The following is a 12,999-nucleotide window of genomic DNA, read 5'->3' as shown; positions in this document are numbered from 1 at the left end:
GCGGACCGAAGGTGGCGGCGATGCGACGGACGATGCGCAGCGCGTGTTCGTCGTCGTCGGCCAGATGATCGGTGACCCCGGAGACCCGCGAGTGCAGCTCGCCGCCGCCGAGCTGCTCGGCGGTGACGACCTCGCCGGTGGCGGCTTTGACCAGCGGCGGGCCGCCGAGGAAGATCGTGCCCTGCTCACGCACGATGACGGCTTCGTCGCTCATCGCCGGCACGTAGGCACCGCCCGCGGTGCACGAGCCCAGAACCGCCGCCACCTGCGGTATGCCCTTGGCGCTCATGGTCGCCTGGTTGTAGAAGATCCGGCCGAAGTGCTCGCGGTCGGGGAAGACGTCGTCCTGGCGGGGCAGGAACGCGCCACCGGAGTCCACCAGGTACAGGCACGGCAGCCGATTGTGCAGCGCCACTTCCTGTGCGCGCAGATGCTTCTTGACCGTCATTGGGTAGTAGGTGCCACCCTTGACCGTCGCGTCGTTGGCGACGATCACGCACTCCCGCGCCGCTACCCGCCCGATCCCGGTGATGATCCCGGCTCCGGGACACTCGCCGTCGTACATGCCGTCGGCGGCCAGCGGCGCCAGCTCTAAAAACGGACTTCCCGGATCGAGCAGCCGGTCCACCCGCTCGCGCGGCAACAGCTTGCCGCGCGCGACATGCCGCTGCCGGGAGCGTTCACTGCCACCGCGCGCGACGCTGGTCAGCTTCTCCTTCAGCTCGGCGACCAGGCGGCGATGCTCGGCGGCGAAGGTGAAAGCGGCTTCTGGGACAGCGTGGGCCGTCATGGCGCAACCCGAAGTTTAAGCGGCGGTTCGGTTTTGGCGGCCACCTCGTCGACGGAGACTCCGGGGGCGGTTTCGACCAACCTCAGGCCGTCGTCGTCGACGTCGATGACGGCAAGGTCGGTGATGATGCGGTCCACGCAGCGCGCACCGGTCAGCGGCAGCGTGCAGCGCTCGACGATCTTCGCGCTGCCGTCGCGGGCGGTGTGCTCCATCATCACGATGACCCGCCGCGCACCGTGCACCAGGTCCATCGCCCCGCCCATGCCCTTGACCATGGTGCCCGGGATCATCCAGTTGGCCAGGTCACCAGCGGCCGACACCTGCATACCGCCCAGCACCGCCACGTCGAGGTGGCCGCCGCGGATCACGCCGAACGAGGTCGAGGAGGAGAAGAACGCCGCACCCGCCAGCGTGGTCACCGTCTCCTTGCCGGCGTTGATCAAGTCGGCGTCGAGGTCCTCGCGCCGCGGGTACGGCCCCACACCGAGGATTCCGTTCTCCGAATGCAGCACGACGGTGACACCGGCCGGAATGTGGTTGGGGACGAGTGTGGGCAGTCCGATACCGAGGTTGACATACTGCCCGTCGCGTAACTCGGCCGCGACCCGCGCGGCCAACTCGTCTCTGGTCCAGCCGGTCATTTCCGCACCGTCTTCCGCTCAATCCGCTTCACCGGGTCGGGCACGTGCACCACCCGCTGCACATAGACACCCGGGGTGTGCACCTGCGCCGGGTCAATCTCGCCGGGCTCGACGAGGTGCTCGACTTCGGCGATGGTGATGCGGCCCGCCGCCGCGCAGTCCGGGTTGAAGTTGGCCGCCGCCTCGCGGTAGACCAGGTTGCCGTGCCTATCGCCCTTCCACGCGTGCACCAGCGCGAAGTCGGTGCGGATCGCGTGCTCCAGAACGTAAGTGCAACCGTCGAACTCGCGGGTCTCCTTCGGCGGCGAAGCGACCGCTACCCCACCGGAGGAGTCGTAGCGCCACGGCAGGCCGCCGTCGGCGACCTGGGTGCCCACCCCGGTGGGTGTGTAGAACGCCGGAATTCCGGCGCCGCCAGCCCGCAGCCGCTCGGCCAGGGTGCCCTGCGGGGTCAACTCCACCTCCAACTCACCGGCGAGATACTGCCGGGCGAATTCCTTGTTCTCCCCCACATAGGAGCTGATGGTGCGGCGAATCTTTTTCTGCGCCAACAGCAGGCCCAATCCGACTCCGTCCACGCCGCAGTTGTTCGAGACCGTCTCCAGACCGCCGACTCCGAGGTCGGCCAGCGCAGCGATCAGCGCCTCGGGTACGCCGCACAGACCGAACCCGCCCACAGCCAGTGACGCCCCGTCGGTCACGTCGGCGACGGCTGCCGCGGCCGTCGCCACGACCTTGTCCATCGCCACCCGGGAACCTCCTCGACTTCAGTTAATAGAGATTAACACCGTTTGCCGGGCACGTCAGCGTGTCGCCGTTCGATGACATCCTTCAACGCAATGAACCGCAAACGACGTGCAGATGCAAAGAAGGCCGAGTCAACGCCCCCGGTGCCAGGCGGCGAGGAACCACTCCGCGGGGCTGTCGATCGACATGCCGTCCGAAATCTGCGTCAACACGAGATCGACACCGCACGCTGGCTGGCGGACTTAGGCCACGACGTCCGATTCATACCGGCAGACAGCCTCGGAAAGACGGCCGACATCGAGATCAATAGCCAGCGCTGGGAGATAAAGTCTCCAACGTCGTCGAATCGGAACACCCTGGTGAGGCGGCTCGGTCGTGGCGCAGCGCAATCTGGACGGGTCGTGTTCGACATCTCGCGCACCGAGATCAGCATCGACGAGGCATCGTGCACAGCTGGTGAGGCGCTGCGGCGGTATCCTGAACTATCCGTCGTGTGGATAGTTGGTCGGACCACGGACCGTGGCCCATTGGACATCAGAATCGGGAGGTGAGGCGAATGGCGAACATGGACTACATCATCGTTGGTTCGGGTCCGTCGCTCACCGATGTTATCCGAGCGGTGATCGAGGAGACGCAGGGTATCGACCATGGCGGTTGGCTATACCCGGCTGATGACAACCAAGCCGCATTGCAAGTCATCGCCGACCCGGAGGTCTCCGGCGGGCACGTAGTACAAGTGCTTCGAGCCGGTGATCCGATCTCCGCCCGCCAGCAACTGGCCCGCAACATCTATGACGCCCTCGCCGCCCGCACGGCATGGGATCTGCGACTTGACTCCGACGACGCCGAAGACATCATCGCGTCTCGAACGAAGGCACACGCCTAACACCAAGCAACGTGCCGCACCGACAAGCTCCAGCCGCGCAGCCAATCAGTGGGAAGATCCCCCGGGGCGGTCACTCACGCAAGTACTCGATCGCCTGGCGGCGCAGCTCGTCTTTGCGGATCTTGCCGGTGACTGTCATCGGGAGTTCGTCCACGATCCGCAGATATCGCGGAATTTTGAAGTGCGCCAACCGCTTAGTGCAGAACACACGCAGCCCTTCGACGGTGAGCGCGGCCGCCCCGTCACGCAGGGTGATTACCGCCATCAGCTCCTCGCCGTAGGTGTCGTCGGGTACCCCGATGACTTGTGCGTCGACGACGTCGGGGTGGGTATAGAGGACTTCTTCGATCTCGCGCGGGTAGATGTTCTCCCCGCCGCGGATGACCATGTCCTTGATCCGGCCGGTGATCCGCACATACCCGTCGGCGTCCATCACGGCTAGGTCGCCGCTGTGCATCCAGCCGTCGGTGTCGATGACCTCGGCGGTTCGCGCCGGGTCGTTCCAGTACCCGGTCATCACCGAATAGCCGCGGGTGCAGAACTCGCCGGCAACTCCGAGCGGCAGAATCTGACCCGTGCCCGGGTCGGTGACTTTGATCTCCAGGTGTGGGCAGACCCGGCCCACCGTGGCGACTCGGCGTTCCATCGAGTCGTCGCGGCGGGTCTGGACCGACACCGGAGAGGTCTCGGTCATGCCGTAGCAGATCGCCACCTCGGGCATGTGCATGTCCTCGATCACCCGGCGCATCACCTCCACCGGACACGGCGAGCCGGCCATGATCCCGGTGCGCAGACTGCTCAGGTCGTAGTCGGCGAAGTCGGGCAGGCCAAGTTCGGCGATGAACATGGTGGGCACCCCGTATAGGCTGGTGCATCCCTCGCCGGCCACCGCGCGCAGCGTGGCGCCGGCGTCGAAACCGGGCGCCGGTATCACTATGGCCGCGCCGTGGCTGACCGCCGCCAGGTTCCCCAGCACCATCCCGAAACAGTGATAGAACGGCACCGGCACACAGATCCGGTCGGCCTCGGTGTAGCCCAGCAGCTGGCCAACCAGATAGCCGTTGTTGAGGATGTTGCGGTGGCTCAGCGTGGCACCCTTTGGGTACCCCGTTGTGCCAGAGGTGTATTGGATGTTAATCGGGTCGCGGCTATCCAGCGTTGCCGCGATCTGAGCCAGCTCGGCCACGTCAGCTTCCCCACCGGCCAGCGCGTTCCAGCGCTCGCTGCCGAGAAAAACGACCTCACGCAGCTCTGCACAGCACGGCGCCACGTCGCTGAGCAACGCCCGGTAGTCAGAGGTTTTGAAGCTGGGCGCGGAGATCACCATCACCAACCCGGACTGCTGCAGCGCGTACTGCAGTTCGTGGGCGCGGTAGGCGGGGTTGATGTTGACCAACAGCGCGCCGATCTCGGCGGTGGCGTACTGCACGAGCACCCATTCCCAGCGGTTCGGCGCCCAGATGCCCACCCGATCACCGGGGCCGATGCCGACCCGGATCAGCCCGCTCGCCAACCGGCGCACATCATCGAGCAGCTCGGCATAGGTCCAGCTCCGCCGCGCCGCGATGTCGACCAGCGCGTCCCGATCCGGGTATGCGGCGGCGGTGGCGGCCAGCGCAGCACCGATGGTCGTCTCCAACAACGACGGTCGGGACTCTCCGCGCGCGTAGGACAGCCCTGCCGAGAGTCCTTCGTGTTCCGCGGATTCCACGGTTGCCACCACGTCCCCAATGACCGAGTTCACCGCGCCTGACACGTGCTATGTTAGTGACGGTTAACTCACGTGTCCACGGTGAGCAGCAACGGAGGCCCCAGATGGCAGCGTCGGCCCCGGCCGGTCGGGCCGAGCCCGCCAACCGCCGCAGCCAGCTGAAATCCGACCGGCGCACCCAGTTACTGGCGGCTGCCGAGCGACTCTTCGCCGAGCGCGGTTTCCTGGCGGTGCGGCTGGAAGACATCGGCGCCGCGGCCGGGGTCAGCGGCCCGGCCATCTACCGGCATTTCCCCAACAAGGAAGCGTTGCTGGTCGAACTGCTGGTCGGGATCAGCACCCGCCTGCTGGCCGGGGCGCGCGACGTCAGCTCCCGCGGTGAGAACCCGGCCGCCGTGCTGGACGGCCTGATAGATTTTCACCTCGACTTCGCGCTGAGCGAACCCGACCTGATCCGCATCCAGGACCGTGATCTGGCGCATCTGCCGCCGGCAGCCGAACGCCAGGTACGCAGCGCGCAGCGCCAGTATGTCGAGGTCTGGGTGGGCGTGCTGCGCCAATTGAACACCGGGTTGGCCGAGTCCGACGCCAGGCTGATGGCACACGCGGTGTTCGGGCTGCTGAACTCGACTCCGCACAGCATGAAACCGTCCGGCACCAAGCCGTTCAGGCCGCCCAGCACGGTCTGCGCGCGCGCCGCCATGCGGGCGATGACCGTCGCAGCGCTGGCCGTCGCGGGAAGCAGGGCCGCCAGATAACTGCGGCACTGCGAGGTTGTGCGCGCACAGGTACCCTGCATGCCATGAGGTGGGCATGAGCGATCCGCGTCGACCCGTGGGGTTCGATCCGACCCGTCACACCGCCGAACCAACCGAGGCGGCACCGGTGAGCTATCCGCCGTACGTCGACCCGGCTTACGCGGGCCAGTTGCCGACCTACGGTGCGGGATACCTGCCGCAACACACTCAGAACACCCAGAACCCGACCACGCAGCTTTCGCAACCACCCTGGGCGCCGGGCCAGCCGCCGCCGGGTCAGCCGCCGGGAAGCCCGGCCTACGGTGACGGGGGCGGGCAGCCGCAACCACCCAAGCCACCCAGGTCGCCGCGTTGGCTGTTTCTGCTGGCCGGTGGAGCGGTGCTGCTGGTCGTCGGCCTGGTCGTGGCGTTGATGGTCGCCAACGGAACGACGAAGAGGCCGACCGCGGTTTCGCCGTTGCCGTCGATTCCGGGCACGACCCCGTCGCCGCAGATACCGCCGACCACGACTCGGCTGCCGTCGCCGACCACCAGCACGGAACCGCCGCCGCCCACCGAGTCGACCACCGCGGGCGAGGCGCAGGCCGTCGTCTACAGCGTCACCGGCCAGGGCCGGGCGATCAGCATCGCCTACATCGAAACCGGCGGTGTGCTGCAGACCGAGTTCAATGTGGTGCTGCCGTGGAGCAAGCAGGTGAGCCTGACGCCCCCGGCATCGAAATCGGCCAGCGTCACGGTGGTCAATATCGGCGAGGAAGTCACCTGCTCAGTCACCGTGGACGGGGCCCAGGTGCGGCAGCGCACAGGCACCATCGTCACCATCTGCGCGGTGCCCGGCTAAAACCCCGCAAGCGCGGCGGCCAGGCGGCCGGACCCCATTGTCGGCACTCTACGATTGCCGCATGGCCGTGCCCGCCCCCAGCCCGGACGCGCGTGCCGTCGTCACCGGAGCTTCCCAGAACATCGGCGAGGCGCTGGCCACCGAGCTGGCGGCCCGCGGCCACGGGCTGATCATCACCGCGCGCCGCGAGGATGTCCTCAACGACCTGGCTGCTCGGCTGTCCGACAGGTACCGGGTCGCTGTCGAGGTGCGTCCGGTTGATCTCGCCGACCCGGAGCAGCGGGCCAAGCTGGCCAGCGAGTTGGCCGGCCGCAATATCTCGATACTGTGCGCCAACGCCGGCACCGCGACGTTCGGTCCGGTTGCCACGCTCGACGCCGCGGCCGAGCGGTCCCAGGTGCAGCTGAACGCGGTGGCGGTGCACGACCTGGTGCTGGCGGTGCTGCCAGGCATGGTCGAGCGTGGGGCCGGCGGCATCCTGATTTCCGGCTCGGCGGCGGGTAATTCACCGATCCCCAACAATGCCACCTATGCCGCTACCAAAGCGTTCGTCAACACCTTCAGCGAGTCGCTGCGCGGGGAGCTGCGCCGTTGCGGCGTACACGTCACGCTGCTGGCACCGGGGCCGGTGCGCACCGAGATGCCCGATGCGGCCGAGGCGTCGCTGGTCGACAGGCTGATACCGGACTTTCTCTGGATTTCGACAGAGCACACCGCGAAGGTGTCGCTGGATGCGTTGCAGCGCAACAAGATGCGTGTCGTACCCGGGGTCACGTCCAAGGCGATGTCGGTTGCCAGTCAGTACAGCCCGCGCGCTGTCGTCACGCCGATCGTGGGCTTCGTCTACAAGAAGCTGGGCGGCGGGTGAGTTCAGTAGCGCCGGCGGCGTCCGGTGCCCATCATGCCGCGGACGATTTCGCGGCCCATCGCTGTGCCGGCCGAGCGTGCGAAGCTCCTAGCCCCGGGACTTGAGAACAGGCCGGTGAACCAGCGCCACATGCGCGTCCACCAGTGTGGCCGCTTCGACTCTGCTGTTGGCAGTGCGTTGCCTACATTGCCTACATTGCCTGCCTCGGAATCCTGCTGCGCCGGAGCTAGTTTGGTTTTCAGAAGCTCATAAGCCGACTCGCGGTCGATGGTCTGACCGTATTCGGTCTGCAGCGGGCTGGCTTTGGCGGCCGCGCTGATCGCGTCGTCACCGAGGGCGGCCATCAGCGACCGCGGTGGCCGCAGTCTGGTCCAGGCGACCGGTGTCGGAGCGCCCTTCTCGGAGAGGACGGTGACGATCGCTTCGCCGATACCCAGCGATGTCAGCGCCGACTCCAGGTCGTAGATCGTGGTTTTCGGGTAGGTGCGCACAGTCCTGCTGAGCGCCTTCTGGTCGTCGGGGGTGAACGCCCGCAACGCATGCTGCACACGTGCACCCAATTGGGACAACACGTCGTTGGGTACGTCGGTGGGCAGCTGAGTGCAGAAGAAAACGCCGACGCCCTTGGAGCGGATCAGCTTGACGGTCTGTTCCACCTGTTGCAGGAACGCCTTGGAGGCCTCGGTGAACAACAGGTGCGCCTCGTCGAAGAAGAACACCAGTTTGGGTTTGTCGACGTCGCCGACCTCGGGCAGGAACGTGAACAGGTCGGCGAGCACCCACATCAGGAAAGTGGAGAACAGCACTGGGCGGCTGGCCTGATCACCCAACTCCAGCAGCGAGATGACACCGTGGCCTTTGTCGTCGGTGCGCATCAGATCTTGGGGTTTGAGTTCCGGCTCACCGAAGAAGGTGTCAGCGCCCTCGGCTTCCAGGCTGACCAGCGCACGCAGGATCACGCCAGCGGTGGCTGAGGACACCGCCCCAAGGTTTTTCAGTTCGGGTTTGCCCTCGTCGCTGGTGAGATAGCTGATCACCGAGCGCAAATCCTTCAGATCCAGCAGCGCCAGGCCCTTCTGGTCCGCCCAATGAAAGATCAAGCCGAGGGTTGATTCCCCAGTCGGGTTGAGCCCCAACACCTTCGACAGCAGGATGGGGCCGAAGCTGGAGATCGTGGCTCGCACCGGCACGCCGATCCCGCCGGTGCCCAGCGACAGGAACTCCACCGGGAAGGCGGTCGGCGCCCAGTCGTCGCCGGTCTCCTTGGCGCGCTCGGTGATCTTGTCGCCTGGCTCACCGGCCCGGGCCAGCCCGGACAGGTCACCCTTGACGTCGGCCATCAGCACCGGTACGCCGGCGGCGGACAACTGCTCGGCGATCACCTGCAGCGTTTTGGTCTTGCCGGTGCCGGTGGCTCCGGCCACCAGGCCGTGCCTGTTGATGGTGGACAGCGGGATGCGGACCTGCGCGGCGGGGTCGGCGGTGCCGTCGACGACCACGGTGCCCAGCTCCAGAGCCGGTCCGCCGACGGCGTAGCCGCTCGCGATCTGCGCTGCGGCAGCCTCTGCTGAGCGCGGTGTGAATTCAGGGCTCATCGTGACGACACTACTTGGCTGGGCTTGGGCGGGCGTCGCCGCAGGCCGGTGAGCAGCTAACGTGAGTCTATTGTGAGCGGAGCACGAGACGAACTGGTCTGGGTCGACTGTGAGATGACCGGCCTGGACCTGGGCTCGGACAAGCTGATCGAGATCGCGGCCCTGGTCACCGACGGCGAGCTGAACATCCTCGGCGACGGTGTCGACGTGGTGATCCACACCGACGACGCCGCATTGGCGTCGATGATCGACATCGTCGCGGAGATGCACAGCCGGTCTGGCCTCATCGAGGAGGTCAGGGCCTCCACCGTCGACGTGGCGACCGCCGAGGCGATGGTGCTCGACTACGTCCGCACGCACGTCAAGCAAGCCAAGATGGTGCCTCTGGCCGGCAATTCGATCGCCACCGACCGGGGTTTCCTGGCTCGTGACATGCCCACCCTGGACTCCTACCTGCACTACCGGATGGTCGACGTCAGCTCGATCAAGGAACTGTGCCGGCGCTGGTACCCGCGGATCTACTACGGCCAGCCGGCCAAAGGACTAGCGCACCGGGCGCTCGCTGACATCCACGAGTCCATTCGTGAGCTGAAGTTCTACCGGCGCGCCGTCTTCGTAGCCCCGCCCGGGCCGTCCACCAGCGACGTCGCGGCGATCGCTGCCGAATTCGGGGCCGACGAGGGTGCGACCGGAGAAATTGATTCGGCCTGCGAGCACCCCAGCAGCTAGTATCGACGTCGCCGCCTTTCGCGTGCGGGGGACCGCGGGATCGGGCGGCGATGGTGAGTGTAGTTCAGTTGGTAGAGCACCAGGTTGTGATCCTGGGTGTCGCGGGTTCGAGTCCCGTCACTCACCCCGACGCGTGAAAATGCCGTTTTGCCCGGGTGGTTCAGGGTGGTTCAGGGCGGCTCAGGCCGCCGCGTCGATAGGCCCCGACGGGTGGAAGCGGGTGAGGAGCTGTCGGTAACGATGCGGGGCCGGCTGGTCGCGCGGCTGGTTCCGGTCACCACAACTGACCGAACACGAAACAGCCTCATTGCCAGCGGCTCCATGAGACCGGCCCGCCGCCGCGGGAATCTCGCTTCGATCGACACCGACAGTCTGCCGCAGCGGGACTTCAGTGCGGTCCTGGCCGAGTTGCGTGAGGACCGATGATCTACATGGATACCTCCGCGGTGGTGAAGTTGATCGTCCGGGAGCCCGAGTCCGGGCGCTCGACCTTCTGGCGGAATACGGTCCCAAACTTCGGATGCCGCATTGCAAATATCTGACGGGCAAGCTCTACGAACTGCGATTCCGCTGCGAGGGCGTCAACCGGCGCATCACCTACACCGTCGAAGACGCGATCATCACACTGACCACGTTCCAAAAGCAGCGTCAAAACGAATCAAAGGAAGTCACCAGAGCCCGAAAGGTGCTCTCGCGCAGAGTGGGGAAGAACAAGACATGACCGTCAACTACCGCAAGCGCCGCGCGGCTCGCGACGGCGAGATGACCGCCGACGAGCGCGCTGTCTACGACGAGGCGTACAGCAAGGCCGGCGTTGCCATGCGTGTCGCGGAGATGTTTTACGACGCCTGCACCGCGTGCGGCCTGACCCAGACCGAGCTCGCTAAGCGGATGCGGACCACCCAGCCGGCCATTGCTGAAATCGAAGGTGGTGGCCGCATCCCGTCCATCGACCTGCTCGAACGACTGACCGAGGCCACCGGGCAGGAGTTGAGCATCGCGCTGACGGCGCGCGTCTGAGAACGATGCCTCTGTCTTGGACTGGGTCCGCACGCGATCACGTTATGTGGAGCCGCCATTGCCGTTGCCGCCCTGCAGCCCGAAGCTGACGAGAACTGCTGCTTTAGGCTTGGGGGATGGCGTGGTCGCTGCTCAGAACCATGAAAATCGCATCGTTTCTGCTCGTGCTCAGCGCAGGCGGTTTGCTCGTCGCGTGCGGAAATGCCGCCGACACCAAGCCGACGAACCCACCTGCGGCGTCCTCACCAACGTCGACACCACCGCGTGTCGTCGAATACGACATCTCGCGGGTCGACAACATCAAAAACGGTTTTCCCCCGGGATTCACAGTGGCGGCTTACCCCGCCAAGCCGGTAAGCCAGCCCGACAACGACAGTTCCCGCATCACCGCTTTGACCGAGGCCCGCATTGTGCCGCCCAAGTGCCGCGCAGTGGTCCTCCCGTCCTACGCCGTGCCTTCGGTCGGTGCGCAGGCGGCAGGGATCAACGCGCGCGGTGACCAGGGAAGCATTGACGTGGTTGCCCTCCGGTCATCCCAGCCGCTTCCGGTCGGAGAGAAGCCCGAGGGCTGCGGTTTGGGTCTGGTGATATCCGGCTCCCCCGATGTGGCCGGGCCGGCTGAACAGATTGACGCTCCGACCATCGCCGGCGCCACCACCACGGGGATCAAATTGAGCCCGGAAGACAGGAATCCTGAGTATGTCTTCACGGCGAGACTCGATGATCGCACCGCCATCGTCGTGATGGGCAACACCGACGCACAACTCCACCCCGAGCGGCTCACGTCGGACCTGCTGACAAAGGCCGCAGCCGCCGTCATCGTCAACCGGTAACAACTGGCGTCACCCGTCTGGTCGCGCCAGCGCGACGAACGGCGACACGGTGAGGTTGCCGCAGCCGCCCGACGGACCGCTGGGCACTCGGCGGCTGTCTCACGTCTGCCGAGGAGCGAGGAACTCAGTCGTCGGCGTTGCCGGCCTGCCACTGCTCCCAGGGGATGTTCCAGTCACCGAGACCCTCGGTGCCCGGCAACGTCGGCCCGACCGTATTGGTGATCTCCACCACGTCACCGCGCTTGGTGTTCTCGAAGAACCACAACGCGTTGCTGGGGCTGACGTTGAGGCAGCCGTGGCTGGTGTTGCTATAGCCCTGCGCACCGACCGACCAGGGCGCCGAGTGCACGAATATCCCGCTGTAGGAGATCTGCGTCGCCCAGTCGACCTCGGTGCGATACCCGTTGGGCGAGTTGACCGGCACCCCGTACGTCGACGAGTCCATGACCATGTGGTTGAACCGGGCACCGACGAGGTAGGTGCCGTTGTTGGTCGGGGTGCTGTTCTTGCCCATCGAGACCGGCATGGTCTTTGCCACGTCGCCGTTGATCCGGACGACCATCGACTTGGTGTCGTCATCGACCGTCGCGATGACCTCGTCGCCGATGGTGAAGTGCGTGGTCAGACTGTCCTGGCCGAACACCCCGTTGCCCAAGTCGACGCCGTAGGTGTTGACTGCGACCTCGACACTGGTGCCGGGTGCCCAGAAAGATTGTGGCCGCCAACGCACTTCGCGGTTGTTCAGCCAGTAGAACGCACCCCGGACCGGGGGGTCGGTGGTGATCTTGATGGCCTTCTGGGCCGCAAGGCGGTTGGCGATGTTCTCGTCGAACCGGATCGCCACCGGCTGGCCGACGCCCACCACTTCGCCGTTGCTCGGCGTGACATAGGGCATCGTCAGGTTTTGCGGTGAATGGGTCTGAAAGGCCATCTGCCGGACGGTCACCCCACCCAGCCCGAGCGATTTGGCGTTCAGTGTGTAGCGGCGGTTGTAGCCGAGCGGCTCAATGGTCGACCAGGTCAGGCCGTCCGGGCTGAGTTGGCCGTCGACTACCTTACCGTTTTCATTGACCATGGTGACCGCACCCAGCACCCCGCCCTCTGCAGTGACCTTCACCGGGGTGTCCACCGCCACGTCGACCGCCCCTTCGGTCACCGAGGCAGTCAGCTTCGGGATGAGTAGATCGCCGAAGGGGGTGCCTTTGTCGCTGATGACCTTGGCCGGTTCCGGGCCGTCGTTGCCGCCGCAGGCGCCAAGGCCCAGCACCACCGCAGGGATCACCAGCGACGCCGTCAACCGGGATCGGTGTCCACACCAACGGGACGTCGAAGCCATGCCGCTACTCACCGAGATCCTCACTCAGACCCTTACTCCGACCCTCGCCCACCACTCGGCAGTAGTCTAAAGGATCAGGCGTCATACGATGCGGACAGCGGTTCTGGCCCAAACGTGAAAAGTCGAGGACTCGCCACTTGCCGTGGTGGCTGTTATTGTCGCACTCGCGGTCCAGGCCGTCTCGCGCCGTTAGCTCAGTTGGTAGAGCAGCTGACTCTTAATCAGCGGGTCCGGGGTTCGAAAC

15 protein-coding genes and 1 tRNA gene are annotated in these 12,999 nt (G+C 66.0%); 10 read left to right on the top strand and 6 right to left on the bottom strand.

What is annotated here, in order from left to right; genetic code table 11:
• From AC2VOP_RS02550 to AC2VOP_RS02540, 3 genes are all read right to left on the bottom strand, one after another.
• Positions 1-790 (bottom strand): carboxyl transferase domain-containing protein (locus tag AC2VOP_RS02550; RefSeq protein WP_486959511.1); only part of this gene is annotated, 790 nt, incomplete at its 3' end.
• Positions 787-1,431, bottom strand: coding sequence for a CoA transferase subunit B (locus AC2VOP_RS02545; RefSeq protein ID WP_486959510.1), 645 nt, complete (start codon positions 1,429-1,431; stop codon positions 787-789). The genes AC2VOP_RS02545 and AC2VOP_RS02550, both read right to left, overlap by 4 nt.
• Positions 1,428-2,174 carry a CoA transferase subunit A gene (locus AC2VOP_RS02540; protein WP_486959514.1) on the bottom strand — a complete coding sequence of 249 codons (747 nt, stop codon included), beginning with the start codon at positions 2,172-2,174 and terminating at the stop codon, positions 1,428-1,430. Before AC2VOP_RS02540 ends, AC2VOP_RS02545 begins: the two co-directional genes overlap by 4 nt.
• A 96-nt stretch (positions 2,175-2,270) precedes the next feature.
• Here AC2VOP_RS02540 and AC2VOP_RS02535 point away from each other — a divergent pair, with 96 nt between their 5' ends.
• Together AC2VOP_RS02535 and AC2VOP_RS02530 are read left to right on the top strand one after the other, a co-directional pair.
• Positions 2,271-2,729: a CdiA C-terminal domain-containing protein gene (locus AC2VOP_RS02535; RefSeq protein WP_486959509.1), complete on the top strand. Its 459-nt coding sequence runs from the start codon at positions 2,271-2,273 to the stop codon at positions 2,727-2,729.
• 5 nt (positions 2,730-2,734) lie between these two features.
• Complete coding sequence (locus AC2VOP_RS02530; protein ID WP_486959508.1) at positions 2,735-3,064, top strand: hypothetical protein; 330 nt, start codon at positions 2,735-2,737, stop codon at positions 3,062-3,064.
• Between the two features lie 70 nt (positions 3,065-3,134).
• Here AC2VOP_RS02530 and AC2VOP_RS02525 read toward each other — a convergent pair whose 3' ends face one another.
• Positions 3,135-4,784 carry an AMP-binding protein gene (locus tag AC2VOP_RS02525; RefSeq protein ID WP_486959513.1) on the bottom strand — a complete coding sequence of 550 codons (1,650 nt, stop codon included), beginning with the start codon at positions 4,782-4,784 and terminating at the stop codon, positions 3,135-3,137.
• A 95-nt stretch (positions 4,785-4,879) separates the two neighbouring features.
• Between AC2VOP_RS02525 and AC2VOP_RS02520 the strand changes: the two genes are divergently transcribed.
• From AC2VOP_RS02520 to cmrA, 3 genes are all read left to right on the top strand, one after another.
• On the top strand, positions 4,880-5,533 hold the full coding sequence (locus AC2VOP_RS02520) for an SACE_7040 family transcriptional regulator (protein ID WP_486959507.1): 654 nt from the start codon (positions 4,880-4,882) through the stop codon (positions 5,531-5,533).
• Positions 5,534-5,588: 55 nt separating this feature from the next.
• Positions 5,589-6,374, top strand: a complete 786-nt coding sequence (locus AC2VOP_RS02515; protein ID WP_486959506.1) for an MmpS family transport accessory protein — start codon at positions 5,589-5,591, stop codon at positions 6,372-6,374.
• A 61-nt stretch (positions 6,375-6,435) separates the two neighbouring features.
• The gene (cmrA, locus tag AC2VOP_RS02510; protein WP_486959505.1) at positions 6,436-7,242 is read left to right on the top strand and encodes a mycolate reductase; all 807 of its coding nucleotides are present in this window, start codon (positions 6,436-6,438) and stop codon (positions 7,240-7,242) included.
• A gap of 2 nt (positions 7,243-7,244) precedes the next feature.
• Here cmrA and AC2VOP_RS02505 read toward each other — a convergent pair whose 3' ends face one another.
• Positions 7,245-8,837 (bottom strand): helicase HerA-like domain-containing protein, encoded by a 1,593-nt coding sequence (locus AC2VOP_RS02505; protein WP_486959504.1) that lies wholly within the window; start codon positions 8,835-8,837, stop codon positions 7,245-7,247.
• A 114-nt stretch (positions 8,838-8,951) separates the two neighbouring features.
• Here AC2VOP_RS02505 and orn point away from each other — a divergent pair, with 114 nt between their 5' ends.
• From orn to AC2VOP_RS02480, 5 genes are all read left to right on the top strand, one after another.
• Positions 8,952-9,566: an oligoribonuclease gene (gene orn, locus AC2VOP_RS02500; protein ID WP_486959512.1), complete on the top strand. Its 615-nt coding sequence runs from the start codon at positions 8,952-8,954 to the stop codon at positions 9,564-9,566.
• A 53-nt stretch (positions 9,567-9,619) separates the two neighbouring features.
• A tRNA-His gene (locus AC2VOP_RS02495) sits at positions 9,620-9,692 on the top strand.
• A 265-nt stretch (positions 9,693-9,957) separates the two neighbouring features.
• Positions 9,958-10,287, top strand: coding sequence for a type II toxin-antitoxin system RelE/ParE family toxin (locus AC2VOP_RS02490; protein ID WP_486959503.1), 330 nt, complete (start codon positions 9,958-9,960; stop codon positions 10,285-10,287).
• Positions 10,284-10,586 carry a helix-turn-helix domain-containing protein gene (locus tag AC2VOP_RS02485; protein WP_486959502.1) on the top strand — a complete coding sequence of 101 codons (303 nt, stop codon included), beginning with the start codon at positions 10,284-10,286 and terminating at the stop codon, positions 10,584-10,586. The genes AC2VOP_RS02490 and AC2VOP_RS02485 overlap by 4 nt, the downstream gene beginning before the upstream one ends.
• 116 nt (positions 10,587-10,702) lie before the next feature.
• Positions 10,703-11,419, top strand: coding sequence for a DUF5642 family protein (locus AC2VOP_RS02480; RefSeq protein ID WP_486959501.1), 717 nt, complete (start codon positions 10,703-10,705; stop codon positions 11,417-11,419).
• A 124-nt stretch (positions 11,420-11,543) separates the two neighbouring features.
• On the opposite strand, the gene AC2VOP_RS02475 is transcribed toward AC2VOP_RS02480, so the two are convergent.
• Complete coding sequence (locus AC2VOP_RS02475) at positions 11,544-12,755, bottom strand: L,D-transpeptidase (protein ID WP_486959500.1); 1,212 nt, start codon at positions 12,753-12,755, stop codon at positions 11,544-11,546.
• Positions 12,756-12,999 lie beyond the last annotated feature (244 nt).

The organism is Mycobacterium sp. TH-M106, from assembly GCF_057473765.1.
The sequence above is the reverse complement of the archived record's forward strand: the minus strand, read 5'-3'. Positions and strand labels throughout refer to the sequence as shown.

What these genes read in the sequence shown, in the direction of transcription:
- AC2VOP_RS02535 (WP_486959509.1), top strand. Translation starts at nt 2,271, where the DNA reads ATGAACCGCAAACGACGTGCAGATGCAAAGAAGGCCGAGTCAACGCCC.
- AC2VOP_RS02505 (WP_486959504.1), bottom strand. Translation starts at nt 8,837, where the DNA reads ATGAGCCCTGAATTCACACCGCGCTCAGCAGAGGCTGCCGCAGCGCAG.
- AC2VOP_RS02475 (WP_486959500.1), bottom strand. Translation starts at nt 12,755, where the DNA reads ATGGCTTCGACGTCCCGTTGGTGTGGACACCGATCCCGGTTGACGGCG.
- AC2VOP_RS02530 (WP_486959508.1), top strand. Translation starts at nt 2,735, where the DNA reads ATGGCGAACATGGACTACATCATCGTTGGTTCGGGTCCGTCGCTCACC.
- AC2VOP_RS02480 (WP_486959501.1), top strand. Translation starts at nt 10,703, where the DNA reads ATGGCGTGGTCGCTGCTCAGAACCATGAAAATCGCATCGTTTCTGCTC.
- AC2VOP_RS02515 (WP_486959506.1), top strand. Translation starts at nt 5,589, where the DNA reads ATGAGCGATCCGCGTCGACCCGTGGGGTTCGATCCGACCCGTCACACC.
- AC2VOP_RS02540 (WP_486959514.1), bottom strand. Translation starts at nt 2,174, where the DNA reads ATGGACAAGGTCGTGGCGACGGCCGCGGCAGCCGTCGCCGACGTGACC.
- AC2VOP_RS02520 (WP_486959507.1), top strand. Translation starts at nt 4,880, where the DNA reads ATGGCAGCGTCGGCCCCGGCCGGTCGGGCCGAGCCCGCCAACCGCCGC.
- AC2VOP_RS02485 (WP_486959502.1), top strand. Translation starts at nt 10,284, where the DNA reads ATGACCGTCAACTACCGCAAGCGCCGCGCGGCTCGCGACGGCGAGATG.
- AC2VOP_RS02545 (WP_486959510.1), bottom strand. Translation starts at nt 1,431, where the DNA reads ATGACCGGCTGGACCAGAGACGAGTTGGCCGCGCGGGTCGCGGCCGAG.
- cmrA (WP_486959505.1), top strand. Translation starts at nt 6,436, where the DNA reads ATGGCCGTGCCCGCCCCCAGCCCGGACGCGCGTGCCGTCGTCACCGGA.
- orn (WP_486959512.1), top strand. Translation starts at nt 8,952, where the DNA reads ATGACCGGCCTGGACCTGGGCTCGGACAAGCTGATCGAGATCGCGGCC.